The sequence below is a fragment of the Occallatibacter sp. genome (assembly GCF_049510455.1).
Taxonomy (GTDB): Bacteria; Acidobacteriota; Terriglobia; order Terriglobales; family Acidobacteriaceae; genus Telmatobacter.
Window position 1 is genome coordinate 1 of sequence record NZ_JBEKYX010000087.1, and the last position, 17,471, is coordinate 17,471.

Annotated in this window: 18 protein-coding genes and 1 pseudogene; 9 read left to right on the forward strand and 10 right to left on the reverse strand. The window is 58.2% G+C overall.

Annotated features, from left to right (window positions below; genetic code table 11):
- Positions 1-107: pseudogene (locus tag ABSG47_RS15710) on the forward strand (IS5/IS1182 family transposase); the annotation flags it as partial.
- A gap of 9 nt (positions 108-116) precedes the next feature.
- Here the strand turns inward: ABSG47_RS15710 and gltX are convergent.
- Positions 117-1,586 carry a glutamate--tRNA ligase gene (gltX, locus tag ABSG47_RS15715; protein ID WP_424170644.1) on the reverse strand — a complete coding sequence of 490 codons (1,470 nt, stop codon included), beginning with the start codon at positions 1,584-1,586 and terminating at the stop codon, positions 117-119.
- Between the two features lie 117 nt (positions 1,587-1,703).
- Here gltX and ABSG47_RS15720 point away from each other — a divergent pair, with 117 nt between their 5' ends.
- Positions 1,704-2,009 carry a type II toxin-antitoxin system Phd/YefM family antitoxin gene (locus tag ABSG47_RS15720; RefSeq protein WP_424170645.1) on the forward strand — a complete coding sequence of 102 codons (306 nt, stop codon included), beginning with the start codon at positions 1,704-1,706 and terminating at the stop codon, positions 2,007-2,009.
- Positions 2,010-2,013: 4 nt separating this feature from the next.
- A complete protein-coding gene (locus ABSG47_RS15725; RefSeq protein ID WP_424170646.1) occupies positions 2,014-2,385 on the forward strand; it encodes a type II toxin-antitoxin system VapC family toxin in 372 nt (123 codons plus the stop codon).
- A 376-nt stretch (positions 2,386-2,761) separates the two neighbouring features.
- On the opposite strand, the gene ispF is transcribed toward ABSG47_RS15725, so the two are convergent.
- The 3 genes from ispF to ABSG47_RS15740 form a co-directional block, all read right to left on the reverse strand.
- On the reverse strand, positions 2,762-3,379 hold the full coding sequence (gene ispF / locus ABSG47_RS15730) for a 2-C-methyl-D-erythritol 2,4-cyclodiphosphate synthase (protein WP_424170647.1): 618 nt from the start codon (positions 3,377-3,379) through the stop codon (positions 2,762-2,764).
- Positions 3,380-3,445: 66 nt separating this feature from the next.
- The gene (ispD, locus tag ABSG47_RS15735; protein WP_424170648.1) at positions 3,446-4,168 is read right to left on the reverse strand and encodes a 2-C-methyl-D-erythritol 4-phosphate cytidylyltransferase; all 723 of its coding nucleotides are present in this window, start codon (positions 4,166-4,168) and stop codon (positions 3,446-3,448) included.
- Between the two features lie 63 nt (positions 4,169-4,231).
- The gene (locus ABSG47_RS15740; protein WP_424170649.1) at positions 4,232-4,699 is read right to left on the reverse strand and encodes a GNAT family N-acetyltransferase; all 468 of its coding nucleotides are present in this window, start codon (positions 4,697-4,699) and stop codon (positions 4,232-4,234) included.
- Positions 4,700-4,743: 44 nt separating this feature from the next.
- Between ABSG47_RS15740 and tilS the strand changes: the two genes are divergently transcribed.
- Complete coding sequence (tilS, locus tag ABSG47_RS15745; RefSeq protein ID WP_424170650.1) at positions 4,744-6,144, forward strand: tRNA lysidine(34) synthetase TilS; 1,401 nt, start codon at positions 4,744-4,746, stop codon at positions 6,142-6,144.
- 189 nt (positions 6,145-6,333) lie between these two features.
- On the forward strand, positions 6,334-8,256 hold the full coding sequence (gene ftsH / locus ABSG47_RS15750) for an ATP-dependent zinc metalloprotease FtsH (protein ID WP_424170651.1): 1,923 nt from the start codon (positions 6,334-6,336) through the stop codon (positions 8,254-8,256).
- A gap of 70 nt (positions 8,257-8,326) precedes the next feature.
- On the opposite strand, the gene ABSG47_RS15755 is transcribed toward ftsH, so the two are convergent.
- From ABSG47_RS15755 to ABSG47_RS15765, 3 genes are all read right to left on the reverse strand, one after another.
- Positions 8,327-8,728: a DUF1801 domain-containing protein gene (locus tag ABSG47_RS15755; protein ID WP_424170652.1), complete on the reverse strand. Its 402-nt coding sequence runs from the start codon at positions 8,726-8,728 to the stop codon at positions 8,327-8,329.
- A gap of 61 nt (positions 8,729-8,789) precedes the next feature.
- Positions 8,790-9,428: a hypothetical protein gene (locus ABSG47_RS15760; protein ID WP_424170653.1), complete on the reverse strand. Its 639-nt coding sequence runs from the start codon at positions 9,426-9,428 to the stop codon at positions 8,790-8,792.
- On the reverse strand, positions 9,425-9,739 hold the full coding sequence (locus ABSG47_RS15765; RefSeq protein ID WP_424170654.1) for a PadR family transcriptional regulator: 315 nt from the start codon (positions 9,737-9,739) through the stop codon (positions 9,425-9,427). The genes ABSG47_RS15760 and ABSG47_RS15765 overlap by 4 nt, the downstream gene beginning before the upstream one ends.
- Positions 9,740-9,899: 160 nt before the next feature.
- On the opposite strand from ABSG47_RS15765, the gene ABSG47_RS15770 reads away from it, so the two are divergent.
- Positions 9,900-10,934, forward strand: a complete 1,035-nt coding sequence (locus ABSG47_RS15770) for a metallophosphoesterase (protein WP_424170655.1) — start codon at positions 9,900-9,902, stop codon at positions 10,932-10,934.
- A 70-nt stretch (positions 10,935-11,004) separates the two neighbouring features.
- Here ABSG47_RS15770 and ABSG47_RS15775 read toward each other — a convergent pair whose 3' ends face one another.
- The 3 genes from ABSG47_RS15775 to ABSG47_RS15785 form a co-directional block, all read right to left on the reverse strand.
- Entirely contained in the window at positions 11,005-11,583 is a 579-nt protein-coding gene (locus ABSG47_RS15775) for an outer membrane beta-barrel protein (RefSeq protein WP_424170656.1), read from the reverse strand.
- A 128-nt stretch (positions 11,584-11,711) separates the two neighbouring features.
- The gene (locus ABSG47_RS15780) at positions 11,712-13,556 is read right to left on the reverse strand and encodes a M48 family metalloprotease (RefSeq protein WP_424170657.1); all 1,845 of its coding nucleotides are present in this window, start codon (positions 13,554-13,556) and stop codon (positions 11,712-11,714) included.
- 93 nt (positions 13,557-13,649) lie between these two features.
- Positions 13,650-14,705 (reverse strand): energy transducer TonB, encoded by a 1,056-nt coding sequence (locus ABSG47_RS15785; RefSeq protein ID WP_424170658.1) that lies wholly within the window; start codon positions 14,703-14,705, stop codon positions 13,650-13,652.
- Between the two features lie 691 nt (positions 14,706-15,396).
- Between ABSG47_RS15785 and galE the strand changes: the two genes are divergently transcribed.
- Genes galE through ABSG47_RS15800 form a run of 3 tightly spaced genes read left to right on the forward strand, consistent with a single transcriptional unit; the run spans position 15,397 to position 17,028 of the window.
- Positions 15,397-16,407 carry a UDP-glucose 4-epimerase GalE gene (gene galE / locus ABSG47_RS15790; protein ID WP_424170659.1) on the forward strand — a complete coding sequence of 337 codons (1,011 nt, stop codon included), beginning with the start codon at positions 15,397-15,399 and terminating at the stop codon, positions 16,405-16,407.
- Between the two features lie 53 nt (positions 16,408-16,460).
- Positions 16,461-16,754, forward strand: coding sequence for a BrnT family toxin (locus ABSG47_RS15795; protein ID WP_424170660.1), 294 nt, complete (start codon positions 16,461-16,463; stop codon positions 16,752-16,754).
- The gene (locus ABSG47_RS15800) at positions 16,714-17,028 is read left to right on the forward strand and encodes a BrnA antitoxin family protein (protein ID WP_424170661.1); all 315 of its coding nucleotides are present in this window, start codon (positions 16,714-16,716) and stop codon (positions 17,026-17,028) included. The genes ABSG47_RS15795 and ABSG47_RS15800 overlap by 41 nt, the downstream gene beginning before the upstream one ends.
- Positions 17,029-17,471: the final 443 nt, after the last annotated feature.

Sequence of the window (17,471 nt, forward strand, 5' to 3'; positions counted from 1 at the left end):
TCGCCAAACTCAAACTCTTCCGAGGTATCGCCACCCGCTACGACAAAACCGCCAGGAACTTCCTCGCTGCAATACACCTCGCCGCTTCTACTATATGGCTCATTTGATGACACGCCCTAGGACGTAGCAGCCAGCCTTTTCACAACTCTTTCCTTCCCCAGCGCCATCATCACCGCAAACAAGCTCGGAGCCACTCCCTGCCCGGTCAGCGCCACACGCGCGCCGTTAATCAGCACGCCGGCTTTCAAGCCTTTCTCTTCGGCAAAGCCCCGCAGCACAGCTTCGGTTGAAGCCTCGGTAAACTCCGTCGCCGCAGCATACCGTGCGCTCAACTCCTTCAGCAGCGCCGGTACATCGCCCGTCAAAAACTTTGCCGCAGCCGCTGAATCGATCTCAAACTCATCCGCAAAATACGCCCGAAACGCCGTCGCAAAATCCTTCAGATTCCGCGCCCGCGGCTTCAACAGTTCAATCGCCTGTGCGATCTCAGTCTCGCTCCGCGTGGGCATAAATTCGGCCTGCTTCCACTCTTCTTCAATCAGCGGCAACAGCAAATCTACGGGATACGCGCGAATGTACTCCGTGTTGAACCACGCCAGCTTGTCATTATCAAAGACCGCATTGGATTTCGAAATGCCGCTCAGCGAAAATAGCTTCACCAGCTCATCTGACGAAAAAATCTCGCGGTCTTTCCCGTTTTCATCCTTAATCCCGCCCGGCGTCCAACCCAGAAGGGAAAGAAAATTCCGGAACGCCTCCGGCACAATCCCCAACTCCTTGTAGCTGATCACGCTCGTCGCGCCATGGCGCTTTGAAAGCCGCGTCTTGTCAGGCCCCAGGATCAACGGCACATGCGCAAATACCGGAAGCTCCGCGCCTAGCGCGCGATACTGCAGCACCTGCTTCGGCGTATTCGAAATATGATCGGCCCCGCGAATAATATGCGTCAGCCGCATGTCAATGTCATCCGCCACCACGCTCAGGTGGTATGTCGGAATCCCATCCGACCGCAGTAGCACAAAGTCCTCAATCTCGGCATTCGCAAACTCCACCTTGCCAAAGACCGCATCGTCAAAACTTGTCGACCCGCTCTCCGGCACAGCAAACCGAATCGCCGCAGCCTCGCCCGATGCAATGCGCTGTTGAGCATCGTCCCTGGCGATCTTCCGGCATCGCCGGTCGTACATCGGCGGCCTGCCCGCAGCCGTTGCCGCCGCGCGCCGCTGCTCCAGTTCTTCCTTCGTGCAGAAGCACGCATACGCATGACCCGCATCGATAATCTTCTGTGCTGTTGCCGTGTACAGATCCAGTCGCTTCGACTGATAGAACGGACCCTCGTCCCAGTTCAGCCCCAGCCAGCGCATCCCTTCCAGAATGCCCTCAACCATCTCCTCACTCGAGCGCTCAAAGTCCGTGTCCTCGATGCGGAGAATCATGGTTCCGCCCGTATGCCGGGCAAAGAGCCAGTTAAACAGGGCAGTGCGCGCTCCGCCCACATGCAGATAGCCAGTAGGAGAAGGCGCAAATCTAACGCGGACAGGATTGGCGCGAACAGGTTTTTCCAGTGAGGGAGTCGAATCAGGCATCGGTCAGAGTTTCCTCTTCGATGCTACCAGTTTTGATTCAGCGCCGCCCGGCCGGGATTAAATTGACCAACTTGACCAACCACGCCGGACGGCGCACAATAAAATCATCGGGAGTTCATGATGGTTGCCAATCCGCATTCAGCGCATGCTAAGCATGCCGCAAAGACCACCCGCATGATAAAGCCCATGCAGGTGAATCTCTATGAGGCGAAAACCAACCTTTCAAGCCTGGTGGAACGCGCTGCCAGGGGGGAGGAGATTGTGATTGCCAAAGCCGGTAAGCCGATGGCCCGGCTCACGCATATTGCGAGCAGTACGAGGGCATCCAGGATGCCTGGGAAGAATGCGCTGGGGATCACTTATATTGCGGACGATTTCGATGCTCCTCTGCCGGAGGAAGTCCTGAAAGATTTTGGGATCTGAGTGCATGAATCTTCTGCTCGATACGCACGTTTTTCTCTGGTGGGATACGAGTGACACGAGGTTGCCAAATGTGCTTGAGGCGGCCATTGCTCTTGCGGAGAATAGTGTCTTTGTGAGCGCCGCATCGATTTGGGAGATTTCTATCAAACGCGCATCGGAAAAGCTGAAGTTTTCCGGTTCCGCAGCAGGCGCAATCCGCGCCCATGGATTTTCAGCTCTGCCTATCTCGGTGGAACACGCGGAATGGGCTGGGGAGCTGCCTTTATTTCACCGGGATCCATTCGACCGGCTACTTGTTGCGCAGGCACAGATAGAAGGATTAACGCTCGTGACTGTGGATGAGCAGATTCTGAAGTATCCGGTTGTCCATCTTTAGGTACAAAGGTGGTCCGGCCGAACAGGTTTTTCCAGCGAGGGAGTCGAATCAGGCATCGGTCAGAGTTTCTATCAGCCTGGGCTTTACTGCTGAGGCGGCAGCGGAGGTCCGTAACCGCCCTGGTTCGGCGGACGCTGCGAAGGCCATTCTGCAAATGCAAGCACAAAGAGCGAAATCACCGTCCCGAAAGGAACAAGACACAGCGCGCAAAGCCACGGCGTGAAGCCTGCCTTTTTATAGATGAACCAGAACGGCAAGACGTACAACATCAATGTGAAGAACGAAAACACCATGAAGAGCAAAATCGATGCATCGGCTGAAAGAAATCTCCCATTACTGCCTCCCTGAAAACGGTCGCAAAGAGTGAAGTCCTGCTCTAAGTCAAATCCTCTATGTCATACACCGGCTCAATAGTCCGCTTTTTCTGCACACCATGCACGCTCGCCAGCAGATCGTCCACCACATCCTCAAGCTGCTTCTGGCTCTCAACGACCGCACTCATACTCTTCAGGTCATCTTCATCCCGCACCCGCTCCACCAGCGCCACCGCATGGCATTGCGCCACATGGTCCAGGCCCAGCCCCTCTGGAGTTTTGGCCTTGATGCTCACCTGCTCAAGCTCTACGCCCAATAGTTCCGCCACGCGCACGCGCATCTCTCCCGCAATCGGAGAAATCTTCGGCGCGGCCAGCACCAGCGTCGTGTCCACATTCACAATCCGGTAGCCCGCATGCGAAAGCTCTTCCAACGCTAGTCTCAGAAAGATCGCCGAGTCCGCATCTTTCCACCGCGCATCGCCCGGTGGAAAGAAACTTCCAATATCGCCCGCCGCCACCGCGCCCAGCAGCGCATCTGTTACCGCGTGCAGCAGCACATCGCCATCCGAGTGGCCAGCCAGACCCTCCGAATGCTCCAGCGTCAAGCCGCCAATCCGCAGCGGAACACCCGGCTTGAATGCGTGCGAGTCCCAGCCAAATCCGATCCGTGTATCCATTTTTTGCGCGTTCTCCTGAAAAGACCGGTCCAAAGGGTAAGAGCGCGGAGCGCCTGATCGAAAAAGCTAAACCGCGGGGCGCTGCCGCTGCTTCAAATAAAACTCCGCCAGCTCCAGATCGCCCGGCTGCGTAATCTTCAGATTAACCTGCGATCCGGGAACCACCGCAACCGAATGTCCCGCGCGTTCCACAACGCTTGCCTCGTCCGTGCCCGCAAAGCCGTCTTCCGTAGCTTCGGCAAAGGCTGACTGCAGCATCTTAAAGCGAAATCCCTGCGGCGTTTGCGCCAGCACCACAAACTCTCGCGGAATCGTCGCAGTTACCAGCGCTCCATGCGCCGTCCGCTCCACCTGCTTGATCGTGTCCACGGCTGGCAGCCCCACAATCGCGGCTCCGTGCTTCACTACCGCATCAATGGTGCGCTCAATCGTCGCCGCGTCAATCAGCGGACGCACCGCATCATGCACCAGCACAACGTCTTCATCTGCAGCCGGAAGCACTGCCAGCGCATTCGCTACGCTTTCCTGCCGGCTATCGCCGCCCTCAACCACGTGTACGCGGCCCTCAAAACCATATCCGGCCCCATGCTCGGCAATTTGGGCCTCGACGCGCTCAATCTCCGGCTTGCGCACAGCCACATAAATCGCCGTCACCTGCTTCACAGCCGCAAAGGCGCGCAGCGAGTGAATCAGGATCGGCAATCCATCCAGCGAAAGAAACTGTTTCGGCTGCGGCCCGGCCATCCGCGTTCCCAGCCCCGCAGCAGGAAGAATCACAAATACCTGCATAACTCGCCGAGTATAGCAGGACTCGCGGTTCAAACAGCCGTGCCTCTGCCAGGCCATCCTGCTTCACTCATTCGTCAGCGATAATCGCATCTCATTCGTGACCGCAAATCCCAGCGTTTCATACAGCGGTCTTCCCTCATCAGAAGCATGAAGCGTCACCATGCGAATTCCGCGTCGCCTCGCCTCTGCAAGGCACCTCTGCACCAGTTCCCGCGCCAATCCACGTTTCCGGTACGCTGGTTCAACAAATACATTCAGCAGATATCCGCGTACCGTACCCTCCGGGTCGAACGGGTGTGGTGGCCAGTCCAGCAGAAACATTCCCGCCGAGGCTACAGGCCGTTCCCCATCACTCGTAATCCAGCCTAGGTATCTGTTCTCCACAATCATGCGTTCCGTCCACGGAATGGAAGCGATCTCCACCGTCGTCAAGACCGCTTCATCCGCCGCATCCATAGCGGCAAACATCGCCCTGCGGTGCGCCGCAATCAATCGTGCATCTTCTGCAGTAGCCAGTCGAATTTCCATCATCGCAGTATACGAAGCTGCTGGCCTTTACGCCGTATCATCGTCTCGTGCCCTCCGCTCCGTCGCTTGCGCTCGATACCACCAATCTAACCCCCGGTCTCCGCCTGGCTGTCGGCGTCTCCGGCGGAGCCGATTCCGTAGCGCTCCTCCGCGCACTCCATCAGCAGAGCAGGGAACTGGGCCTCGTCCTCCACGTCGCGCATCTTCACCACGGCCTTCGCGGAGCCGAGGCCGACGCCGACCTCGATTTCGTCCGCTCGCTCGCCGAACGACTCAACCTTCCATTCCACTCGCATCATGTTGACACCGTTGCTGAAGCCGCAGCGCGCCCCGGCAAATCCGCCGAATCCATCGAAGAAGCCGCCCGCCGCCTCCGCTATGCGTGGTTCCGCAACCTCTCGTCCAAAGAGCAGCTCGACGCAGTCGCAACTGCGCACACCTTCGACGACCAGGCCGAAACCGTTCTGGCCAAGTTCCTTCGCGGCGCATGGACCGAAGGTTTATCCGGCATTCATCCCGTCGTTCAAGTCGAAGGGAAAATCCTGCGCCCCCTCCTTGCCGTCACCCGCACCGAAATCGAAGCCTATCTCCGCGCCCTCGACAAGCCCTGGCGCACAGACTCCTCGAACGCCGATATAGGCTTCACCCGCAACCGCATCCGCCACGAGCTTCTGCCCACACTCGAATCCTGGAATCCCCAGCTCCGCCGCCATCTGGTCCAGATGGCCACGCTTGCGCGGGACGAAGAAGCCTTCTGGGCCACTGAAACCGCCCGCCTCGCCGCTCAATTGACCCTCCCCGGCCGGCCCGTCCGCGGTGGAGGCCGCGCCAACTCCGGACCCGGCTCCGAAGGCCTCGCCCTCGACATTGCAGCCTTCATCGCCCAGCCCGTCGCTCTCCAGCGCCGCGTCCTCCGCTATGTAGCCGCTCAGTTGGGCGCCGCGCCAGATTTCCCGGCCACCGAATCCCTCCGCACCCTCGCCCTCACCGGCCGTGCCGGCCAGAAAGCCGAGTTCGCCTCCGGCCTCCGCGCCGAGCGTTCCCACCGCGAGCTGCGCCTCACCATCCAGCCCCCCGCCAGCGCGGATGAAGCCACAGAAGCCTGCCAATCCATTTCCATCCCCATCCCCGGCGTCGTCGAAGCCCCCACCTACGCCCTGCGCCTCGAAATTCGTCTTTCCAGCCCGGGACCGGTTAGTTTCAAGCCCCCAGCCACTCTCCGCCCCTGGAAGCCCGGTGATCGAGTCACCCTACGTCACTCCGCCGGTCCAAAGAAGGTTAAAGAAGTCCTGGAACGCCTGAAAGTCTCAGGCCCACAGCGCGCCCTCTGGCCCGTCCTCGACTGGCAGGGGACCATCCTCTGGATGCAGGGGGTCCAGCTCGAACCCCACCCCGGCGTTGAGGTCCTCGCCGCGCATCTGATTCCGGAAGAATATCCCCCGGAATAACACCTTTGATCCCTTTCCCCTTCCTTTCCCTCGGGAGTACAATCGGAAATACTGCCTATCCTGCGGCAGTTGCACTGTATCATCACAGGAATACGAATTTTTTGTGACAGAACAAGGCAATGCGGCGTCCTATGGATATGCAGGCGGCCGGTGTGATTTTTCTCCCCCTGTCGGGAAACGAGGGTTCTGGTGAATTCGACTGTTAAGACCATAGTGTTCTGGGTTTTCATCCTTATCTGTCTCGTGCTGCTCTACGGCGTTGTCTCCCGTAGCACTGGCCTTGGCAGCAAGGACGCCGAGAAGACATACTCCGAGCTCTATAGCAATGTTCAGCAGAACCAGGTGGAGGACGCCACGATCCAGGGCGCAGATCTCCACGGCCATCTCAAGGGTTCCAAAGACCAGTTCCACACCTATGTCGGCGCCAACTACGAAGACCTCAGGCGCGCCATGGTCGCCGCTGGCGTCAAGGTGAACCTCAAGCCGGAATCCAGCAGCATCCCGCTGCAACTGCTTCTCAACATCGGTCCCTTCGTGCTCATTGGCGCTTTCTACTTCTTCATGATGCGCCAGATGCAGTCCGGCGGAAACAAGGCTCTCAGCTTCGGCAAGAGCCGCGCCCGCCTGCTTTCCATGCAGCAGAAGAAGGTCACCTTCAAGGATGTCGCCGGCGTCGATGAGGCCAAGGAAGAGCTCAAGGAAATCATCGAGTACCTCCGCGAGCCTCAGAGATTCCAGAAGCTCGGCGGACGCATCCCCAAGGGCGTCCTTCTCGTCGGACCTCCGGGAACCGGCAAGACGCTCCTCGCCCGCGCCGTAGCCGGTGAAGCCAACGTTCCCTTTTTCTCCATCTCCGGTTCGGACTTCGTAGAAATGTTCGTCGGCGTCGGCGCAAGCCGCGTCCGCGACCTCTTCGAGCAGGGCAAGAAAAACGCTCCCTGCATCATCTTCATCGATGAAATCGACGCCGTAGGCCGCCATCGCGGCGCCGGCCTCGGCGGTGGACACGACGAGCGTGAGCAGACCCTCAACCAGCTCCTCGTCGAGATGGACGGCTTCGAATCCAACGACGGCGTCATCCTCGTCGCCGCCACCAACCGCCCTGACGTGCTTGACCCCGCGCTGCTTCGCCCCGGCCGCTTTGACCGCCGCGTTGTCGTCGGCCTGCCGGACATTCGTGGCCGCGAAGAAGTCCTTCGCGTGCATGTCAAGAAGGTTCCCGTCGCCGACGATGTGAACCTCAACATCCTTGCTCGCGGCACACCGGGCTTCAGCGGCGCCGATCTTGCCAACATGGTGAATGAAGCGGCTCTCAACGCCGCCCGCATCAACCGCAAGCAGGTCACGATGTATGACATGGAGCTTGCCAAGGACAAGGTGCTCATGGGTGCCGAGCGCAAGTCCATGCTGCTCACGGACGAGGAGAAGAAGGTCACCGCCTATCATGAGGCCGGCCACGCTCTCGTCGCCTTCCTGCGCGCCCACTCCGATCCCATCCACAAGGTCACCATCATCCCGCGTGGCATGGCTCTCGGCGTCACGGTCTATCTGCCGGATGACCGCCATAACTACACGCGCGAATATCTCGAAACCCGCCTCGCCATGCTCTACGGCGGCCGCGTCGCCGAGGAGGTTTTTCTCAATCAGATGTCCACCGGTGCCGGAAACGACATCGAAAAGGCGACTGAAATGGCTCGCGCCATGGTCTGCGAATACGGCATGAGCCGTCTTGGTCCGCTCACCTTCGGCAAAAAGGAAGAGCAGATATTCCTCGGCCGCGAAATCGCTCAGCACCGCGACTTCTCTGAGGAAACAGCCCGCCAGATCGACCTTGAGGTCCGCCGCCTCATCGACGAGGCATATCAGGCAGCACACACCCTCGTGGAGCAGAATGCTGACCCCATGCACCGCCTGGCCAGCGCCCTGCTTGAGCGCGAAACCATCGACGCCGAGGAGGTCAGAATGCTCATCGAAGGCAAGGAACTGCCTCCGGCCCGTTCCTCACTTGCCGCGCCTTCTGACGGCGGCTCGGGTACACCGCAGCAGGTCTTCAAACCAGAAGGCCGCTCCGGCGGCTCCAGCTTCCCTGAGGGCTCACCCTCTCCGGCATAAGCCAACCAAATCCATCACCCAAAGGCCGCTCACCCGAGCGGCCTTTCTGTTTTTATGCTTGCATCTCTCGCTAGCCATTCTCAATCCGCGCCTTGATATCCGAATACGCCCCCTCAATAAGTAGTCCAAGCGCCGCCGCATCGATCTCCGTTCCCGGCTTCAGTTTCACATGGCGCATAAACTTACCGCTACCCTGCAACAGCCGTGCCGGATCATGCAGCGACGCGCCATGAAAGAATCCCACATTCACATGCGAAGTAAACACATTCACATAGCCAAAGGGCGCATCACCAAAACAGGCATTCGCGCAGCCGTCGTGAAATACCTCCCGTACTTCATCGCCGCACCTGCGCATGACTTCAAACCACTCACGCGCAATCGCGCCTAGCTCTCCTTCATGCTTTTTCATCCAGGTATCAATCGCAGGATCGTGTTCAACCGTCCCATCGAATCGCAGAAGGTTCGCTTTCATCGTCTCTGTATTCCCGAACGTGTATTGTGGCGCAATGGAGCACCTGGCCAGGTTGAATTCGTTATTGGTGTGCGCCAGAACGGCGACGAGCCAATGAAACGCCTGTTGCAATGCTTGCTCCTGCGAAGCCCGCAAGGAAGGCAGAAATCACTGTCACTGGAATTGCCATGAGCAGTGTGGCTGGCGAAGCTGCCGCTTCAGTTCGGAGGCACAGGTCGGTGATCGAGTGGCCATAAATATGAGGAGATCCATTCATGCCGAGAATCGTGGGATGGATGAGATTGGCTGCCCACAGTGCCGCGAGAAGTAATTCCGGAATGAGGCCCACCAGAGAAGCTTTCACCGAAGCGACAGCGGCAGCTACCGGATGCCTGGAATAGCGAGCCACATACAGGTATCCGATGGCCAGTTCAGCGATCCAATTGATTTGAAAAAAGTGGTGATAGGCTGCTGGAGAAAGGGGTGAAAGGCTATTCGCGGCTGTCCCGATGATCAGCCGGAGCGCCAGCGCGACTCCGCCGACCTGCCACATTTCCGCATATCGGAATCTCTGCCAGGCCCCGGAGACAACTACATCTCCAAGAATCAATGGTGTGAATGGGCGGCCCGCGAGAATTGCGGATAGCTCCTCGCCATACTCCAACCGCCATGCGCGAGGATAAATACGAAGCAATAGTCGAATGATCGCGTCTTTGCTCATATTTTGCGCAGCCTCCGCAAACCGAGATTGGCCAGCTCACGCATCTTCTCCAGTTGGAACTGAAGGTGTCGCAGTCCATTTGCTGTGAGCCGATACGGCCTCTGACGTCCGCTCGTCTCACACGGCTCGATCAACCCCATCTCTACAAGCCTTGTAATTGCAGAATAGAGAGTACCCGGTCCCAGATCGACATCTGCAAAGGTCCTGATATCCACCATCATGGCGTACCCATGCTTTTGCCCTTCAGTCAGGCTCGAAAGGATGAGCAGTTCGGGATCTGAAAATGGTCCGCTTGCAAGCTTCCGCGCCATAGTACGAATTACGATATATATCCAAACGGAGGAAGTCAACGCTCGTAACTGACGTGCCGTAGTTTTTGCCGCAGAGGCTTAAAGGTATGAAGATGAGTGATTACGTCCCCCGTAACCACTCTGTAACTATTTCTTCACCTTCCCTTGATATAACTTTCTCATGGCTCTCACTGATCAGCTCTCGTCCCCCATCTCCCGCCGCGGCTTTCTCCGCCAGAGCTTTGCCTTCAGCGCACTCGCCGCACTCGGCTCAGACATCGCATTCGCTCACGCGCCGGCCAACAGCCCAGGAGCGCATGAAGTCCTCATGATCGGCGACTGGGGATACGATGACGCCGCAGCGCAAGCCCGCGTCGCCGCCGGCATGACCGCCTACGCCCGCAAAAACTCCATCCATCCTGACGCCTTCTTTCTCCTCGGCGACAACTGGTATGGCGCGCTCGACGGCGGCGTCAACTCCACCCGCTGGAAGACGAATTTCGAGGATATGTACCCAAGGGATGTCTACAACTGTCCCGCCTACGCCGTCCTCGGCAATCACGACTACCAGCGTTGGCCCGAAAGCAAAGTCGAATCCGAGCTCGCCTACGCCCGCACTCCCGGCACTCGCTGGACCATGCCCGCGCGCTGGTACACCTTCGAGTTTCCGCGCAAAAATCCGCTTATCACCTTCATCGCGCTCGACAGCAACATGCCGCACGGCAAGCCATCAACGCCCAATCCCGGCAAACTTCCTCGCGATTTCACCCTCACCCCTGAAGAGAAGGACCAGCAGCTCGCCTGGCTCACTACCGAACTAGCGCGCCCCCGCACCACGCCCTATCTCGCCGTCATCGCCCACCATCCCGTCTACTCCAACGGCCCCCACGGCGACCATGCCACTCTCATCGCAGACTGGGATCCGCTCTTTCGCAAGCACGACGTCACTCTCTACCTGGCTGGCCATGATCACGATCTCCAGCACCTGGAATTCGAGAACCACCCCACCAGCTTCTTCCTCTCCGGCGGCGGCGGAGCCGATCTCTACGACTTAAAGACCGACCCCACACATCGCGGCCCCTACGCTCAGAAGGTCTATGGCTTCAGCCAGCTCTCTATCACGCCCGATCAGCTCACGCTTCGCCATCTCGATACCGAAGGCCGCATCCTCCACGCCTTCACCAAAACCCCCGCAGGCAAAATCACGGTCAGCTAAACTTCGCTCCACATACCAAATAAAAAGGCCGCTCAGCCGAGCGGCCTTTTCAATCGCTGACATGCACTTCCTAGAAAACCCTGTACCCCACACCCACACTCAGGCCGTAAGGCTGCAGAGAAACAGAGGGACTGTTGGCAATTGCCGGATTTTGCGGAATAAACTTCGGCCAGTCCTGGTACTCAAAGTCGATCGCGCGAATGCTCCAGCGCCGGTTCACTTTGTAATCAATCGTCGCGCCAAACGCCAGGTCCGTAAAGCTCCCCGTGGTGTAGAAGTCGCCTTGGGGGAACGTCATCTTCGCTTCACCGATCAACACCTTGCCGAAGCTCTCGAATTTGCCGAACCGCTTGATTGGCACTCGCGGCCCAATCAGATAGTTGCTCTGGTTCTCCCCGAAAAGGCTGTTAAAGCGCATCCAGCGCCCTTCAGCCTCGATCTGAAACCAGTGTGTGAAGTGCACGTCCACATACACGCCTGGTCCAACCAGCGGATAGTTCGTCGCATAATTCGGATCAAACCCCGACGCAATCGCCCCGGCCGTCAAGGACAGTTGTCGTCCTTGAGCCGCTTCCACAGCCTGCGCCCCGGCTGGAATTGCCGCGCACGCCATCAGGCACAATAGAAACCACGCAAAAATCTTCCTCATCACTCTTCTATTCTCCAGGCAACTATCAGTTAAGACGGGGAAAAATGATCCTCAAACTTACAAAACTGAAGATGAAAATGGCCGGGACTCATTTTGGGCCCCGGCCATCTCAAAATGGCGCCGAGTTGCTATTGAACCTGCGGCGCAGGAGCAGGAGGCGCAGCTTGCTGCTGGGCGCCATCTGCCGGTGCCGCCGGCTGGCCTTGAGCCGGAGCGGCAGGTGCTGGAGCATTCTGCGCCGGCGCGGGAGTACCACCATTCGGATCCGCCCCTGGCTGAGCCGTATCGGTGGCGCTGTAGCGCTGCAGCCGGAAGTAGATCGGAGTCACCTCCATCGGCATCTTGTCGCGCGCATTCATCGGCGCATACACCTTGGCATTCAGCTGGTGTACGCGATCATCCCACGGGTCCGTCTTCAGCCAGCTTCCCAGCGGCTGCGCCGGAACCTGCGTCAAATCATCCCAGTTGATCTTCGGAGCCGAATGCGCCAGTTGCGTCATCCACGGCGTCCCATCCGGACGCAGCAGGGAATCGCCCAGCCGCGGAGAATTCAGCGCCTTCAGCACCTTGCCGCGGTCCGCAAGCTGTGACCAGTACAATCCAGCCTTCGGCAGCTCATCCTTGTACATCGAAGCCTCAAGGTATGTCATCGCCGTCTTGACTGCCTCTTCGTTGTCATGGTCCGTGTGGTACATGTTGATTTTCTGGAAGGTCGCTTCATCGGGGAAGAGCAGCCGGTCGTTAAACGCATACCGTGTGTCGATGTGGTGTCCCAGTGCGATGTGCGCCAGTTGCACGGAAATCACTGACGCAATCGTTGCCTCATGCGGCGGCATCGTGTCGATCAGGCCCTTGCTCAGCAGAATCGTGTTGCCCACCGTCGTCGCTTCCACCGTGTCGGTCAGCAGAACCCGGCAGTGTACCGGGGCGCTGAACGCCAGGTTGTTCGGCACAATCAGGTTCGTCACAATCTGATCCAGGATCTTCTGCTCAAACCCATCCTGGGTCAGAGGAGCCACCAGTCCGGCCTGCACCAGGCGGTCGATCACGTTATCCTCGGCCTGCGTCACCCACTGCCGCGAAGCCTGCAGCGGGCTCATATCCTGCGAATCCTGGCTCTTGTCCTCGGCGTCCTGAACGGAAATATTCACATTCTCGCTCTCACGCGTCGGCAGCCGCAGCGAGTAGCCCCAGAAGTGCGTCTGTGCCTTCAGGCCCACGCTCTTCGAGCTCTCTGACCGCTGCGATTCCTCTACGTATACCGCCACCGGCAGCCACAGATCCGGCTGCACATTCATGCGCCAGCTGTCGAAGTGGAAGTAGTACTTTGAAGAATCCTCGTTGCTCGGCGGCGTAAACGTGCCGTTGAAGCGCACAATGTTGGCGTCCTGGTCTTCGATCCACACGCGCCCATAGAACAGGCCCGTCTTGGCCTCCTTCGGATGCACGTCAAAGACCCATGTCCGCACCGACCCCAGAAACTCACGCCGCACATAATTGAATACATAACGGTTCTGGTCGAACCCATACGGATCAAGGAACATCATCTGCGTAAAGCCCAGCGGATTGTAAGTAAACTTCGAATCCAGCCCCAGAGCCTTGCTCAGCCCTGCGATTGAAGCCAGCGAGTTCTTGAAGAAGCCCTTCTTGTCTGCCGGGTTGGAACGCGAATTGTAGCTCTTGTCGAAGAACCCCTTGCCGAAGTCCACGCGGCTCAGCATGTACGTATCCGCCACCGGGATCTGATACAGCTTCTGGTCCGGCCTCGTGTCCTGAATATAGGTCTCCACCAGCGGAGTGCGCTTCTGGATGTTCTGGATCAAAATCTTCTCGCGTGCAATAGCCCTCTGAACAAGTGCTGCCTGCTCCGGCGTCAACTGGTGCGCCTGCTCGTACTTTGGCTCCTTCGCCATCAAAGGCATCGCCACCGGCGCCAGCAGCAGAACCGCGAGGGAAATCTTACTTAAACGCATGTGAGCTCCTAATTGTATGTTTTTCACCAATGGAACGTGAACCTTGGCAGCGGGCCCGCTGCAGCCGGACCCGCCAATACGGCATCCTTGATCTTATGCCAGTTGGAACGTAATCGTAATGTTCGTCGTTAGATCCACTGCTTGTCCGTTTCTTGTAGCCGGGTGAAAACGAATCTGCTGCGCCACGCGCCGTGCCTCTTCATCCAGCCCGTGCCCAAGCCCGTGTACCACGCTCTGCACCACTACCTCGCCATTGGAGGTAAAGGTCACACGAAGCACCACATCGCCCTGAATCTTCAGCGAGCGCGCCTCTTCCGTATACCGCACCGGAGGCTTCGACAACACCTCCAGGTTGGTTGACTTCGGCGTGTCCGTCGGCGCAGGCGTCGCCACCGCGGCCTTCTGAACCGCGGGAATTCCCGCCGAAGTTACCTTGCCCGTTCCGTATGCATTTCCGCCAGGCCCTGTTCCGGTTCCACCCGGCAGACCGGCAGAGGCCACGCGGCCCTGCACGCCCGCATTCGAGCCGGACTTGGTTCCATTGCCGATTCCCGTCGAGCCCACAACTCCCTGCGGCGCAACCGCCTTGCCTTCCATCCCGCCATACGGGTTGCCGACAGCGGCCACCGTCGCCGGCTTCGTCGCATTCGGATTCGGTGTCACGCCAAAGGTCTCACCCAGGTGTACCGGCGTTGTCGAAGGCTTCGCCTGCTGAACCTGCGCCGGCGCAGCCGCTGTCAGCGCGGCCTTCTGCTGCGGAGCAAGAACCACCTGCGGCTTCGCTGCCTTGATCTCAGGAGTCTTGATCTTTTCTTCCAGATGCAGCGGCTTCACCTCAGGCTGAGGAACCGGCTTCGGCATGTTGATCTTCGGCGGCTCCAGCTTTACCGCGGGTAGCTTCGGCGGCGGCGGTAGCTTCGGCGGAGTAATTTTGATCTTTGGCGGCGGTGGAGTCTCAACCGGAAAGATCAGCTCCGTCTGCTCAAATTTATGGTTTTCTATCACTTTCTTTGCCGTCAGTCCGATATAAATCGCCAGCGCCAGGATCAGCGTATTGATCGCTGCGCTGGTGACAAAGGACGCAGAGTTGCTCTTTGGTTCAGGCAGAAGACCAAAGTTTGCTCGAATCGGGGGCGGAGTCGCGGGCATATCTGCTCTATCCTCGTTCTCTGGGTTGCGTGCGGTTTACGGCGTTGTTCCCGTCTCGGGCCATTTCATTGAGTGTCATAGCATCAGGTGTCATCGTGACCGGATCTATCCTGCCGACCGCGTTTCTAAAAAATCTACGGCTACTTCTACTTCTTCCTATATCGCCCGTCACTCTGCGGCGGGCGAGCCGGGGGCGAATTACTCGTTATCGTACAAATCCGTTATTGAATTCGCCTGCGCGGAATCGTACCAGTTGCGGAAAAGATGTTCATGCACTTCCTGCTGCGCAACTCGTACCTCTTCGCCTCCGCTCAGCGTTTCTAACCGACCAGAACCAGGCCAACCAAACCAGGTTCAATCAAAACCGGGTTCAATCAAACCAGGAGCAGCCAATACAACAATGGTAACCATAATTTGTCACTTTCGATAGTCCTATAAGTAAGGATTATTGATGACCTGTGTTCCACCGAAAATCCGAAAGCGTGCGCGAACCCTCCTGGCATGTTAGATGCAGCCTTCGGACGTGTTCGTTTGCGCCGCTTTCTCAACATCAAAATTCTCGTCCGGGAGAAGAATCGCCACGGCTTTTCACACCGCCAATCCGGCTCTGCGCCTGCGCGCAAACAGCAGTACATACTCTATGTAATAGACTCAGCTTAATCGAAAAACGGTCGAGAAAGGGAAACAAATCGTGAAGATATTGGTCACTGGCGGAGCCGGATACGTGGGTGGAACGGTTGCCGGATTGCTCCTCGATCGCGGACAGGAACCCGTCATTTTCGACAACTTCTGCCATGCCCAGCGCGAGATGCTTCCCGCCGGCGTCCCGTTGATAGAAGGCGATTTAGCCGACAGACCCCTGCTCGAAAGCATCTTCGCCGAGGCCCGCACCGCCGGCCGCCCTTATGACGGCGTCATGCACTTCGCCGCCCTCATCGAGGCCGGCGAATCCATGAAGAAGCCCGAAATCTACTTCCGCAACAACACTGCCTCGACCCTCAGCCTGCTTGAAGCCATGCACGCGCAGCAGATCGGCAAGCTCTGCTTCTCTTCCACCGCCGCCGTCTACGGCGAGCCTGAGGCAGTTCCCATCCCTGAAGACGCCCGCCTCGCGCCGACCAACGCTTACGGCGAGTCAAAACTCCTCGTCGAGCACATCCTGCGCTGGTTTCACTCGATCCACGGCCTCCGCTACGCCTCCCTGCGTTATTTCAACGTCGCCGGCGCTCCGGAAACCTCCCACGGCATCGTCCGCGGCGAAGCACATGAGCCTGAATCCCATCTCATTCCCATCATCCTTGACGTAGCCCTCGGCCGCCGCGAATCCATCAGCATCTATGGCGACGACTACCCCACTCCCGACGGCACCTGCATTCGCGATTACGTCCACGTCTCTGACCTCGCCGACGCCCATACGCTCGCCTTCACCGCTCTCGATCGCGCAGACTTGGGCGGTCGCCTCATCTACAACCTCGGCAACGGCCAGGGCTTCTCCGTCCGCGAAGTCATCGAATCCGCCCGCCGCGTCACCGGCCACGCCATTCCCACCCAGCTCCATCCTCGCCGCTCCGGCGACCCCGCCGTCCTCGTCGCAAGCTCAGAGAAAGCCATCCGCGAGCTAAGCTGGAAGCCCCGCTACTCTCAGCTCGACGAAATCCTCCGCACCGCCTGGACCTGGCACCAGAAACGCTACGCGAATTAGCCTGTATTTGTAGCTACAAATGAATTTACGAAAGAAGCTTCATTTGTGATAGCATGATTGAAGATGTCGAGTTTGAATGGGACCTGGATAAGGCCGCAAAGAACGAGCGCAAGCACGGCGTAACGTTTGCGTTTGCAACGAATGTATTTTTCGATCCGAGTCGAACAGCACGGCTGGACCCAGACGATCACGAGAGGGAAGAGCGATGGATAACGACCGGAAGAGTAGGGCAATTCGTTCTCGTCGTTGTCTATACGCTGCGGGGAGAGATGATTCGCATCATTTCTGCAAGAAAGGCAGAGCGCAATGAATACCTCAGCTACTGGCATGGTCAAATTTCGTTTTGACCCCAACAATCCGCCGGAAATGACAGAAGAGCAGATGCAGCGTCTGCGCGAGATGCGCGACGAGGACATCGACTTCAGCGACATTCCCAATCAGGCCGGAACCACCGGTTGGCGCCGCGTCTCGGATCTCGTCCCCTCCGACAACAAATCCCAGATCACACTCCGCCTCGACGCCGATGTTCTCGCTTTCTTCCGTTCTACCGGCCGCCGCTACCAGAGCCGCATCAACGCCGCGCTGCGCGAATACATGCTCGCTCACAAGCCGGCTCGATAGCCCAACTCCCCGCACAGAAATTCACTTGACATTCATCCCCTCGCCCAAGCACAGTTGGCAACCAGAATCGAATCCTCACATCGCCGCGCCTCTGCGCAACATCCTACCTTGGGTATTTTGCCCTGGAAGGACCGTTGAGCTGATGCGGCATTGTGCAATTTTGAGGAAGCAGCGCGTATGGGCAGCTTCGGCTCGCCCATCGCCCTCATCGTCATCCGCATGCTGCAGGCGGCCGTGGAAGACGAAGCCATCAACGCTTGACTGACTGTTCATTTTCGGACGACTGGTTGAGTTATCCTGTGCAGGGCTGACTTCGAAGCCATTCTTTTTCTGCAGGTTGCGAGCTTCTACACAGTTTCTAAAAAAATCTTTATGCGATCTTCATTCCGGAACTGTGCAACTGCACAGCCGGAAATACGAAGGCCCGAATCCATTGGATTCGG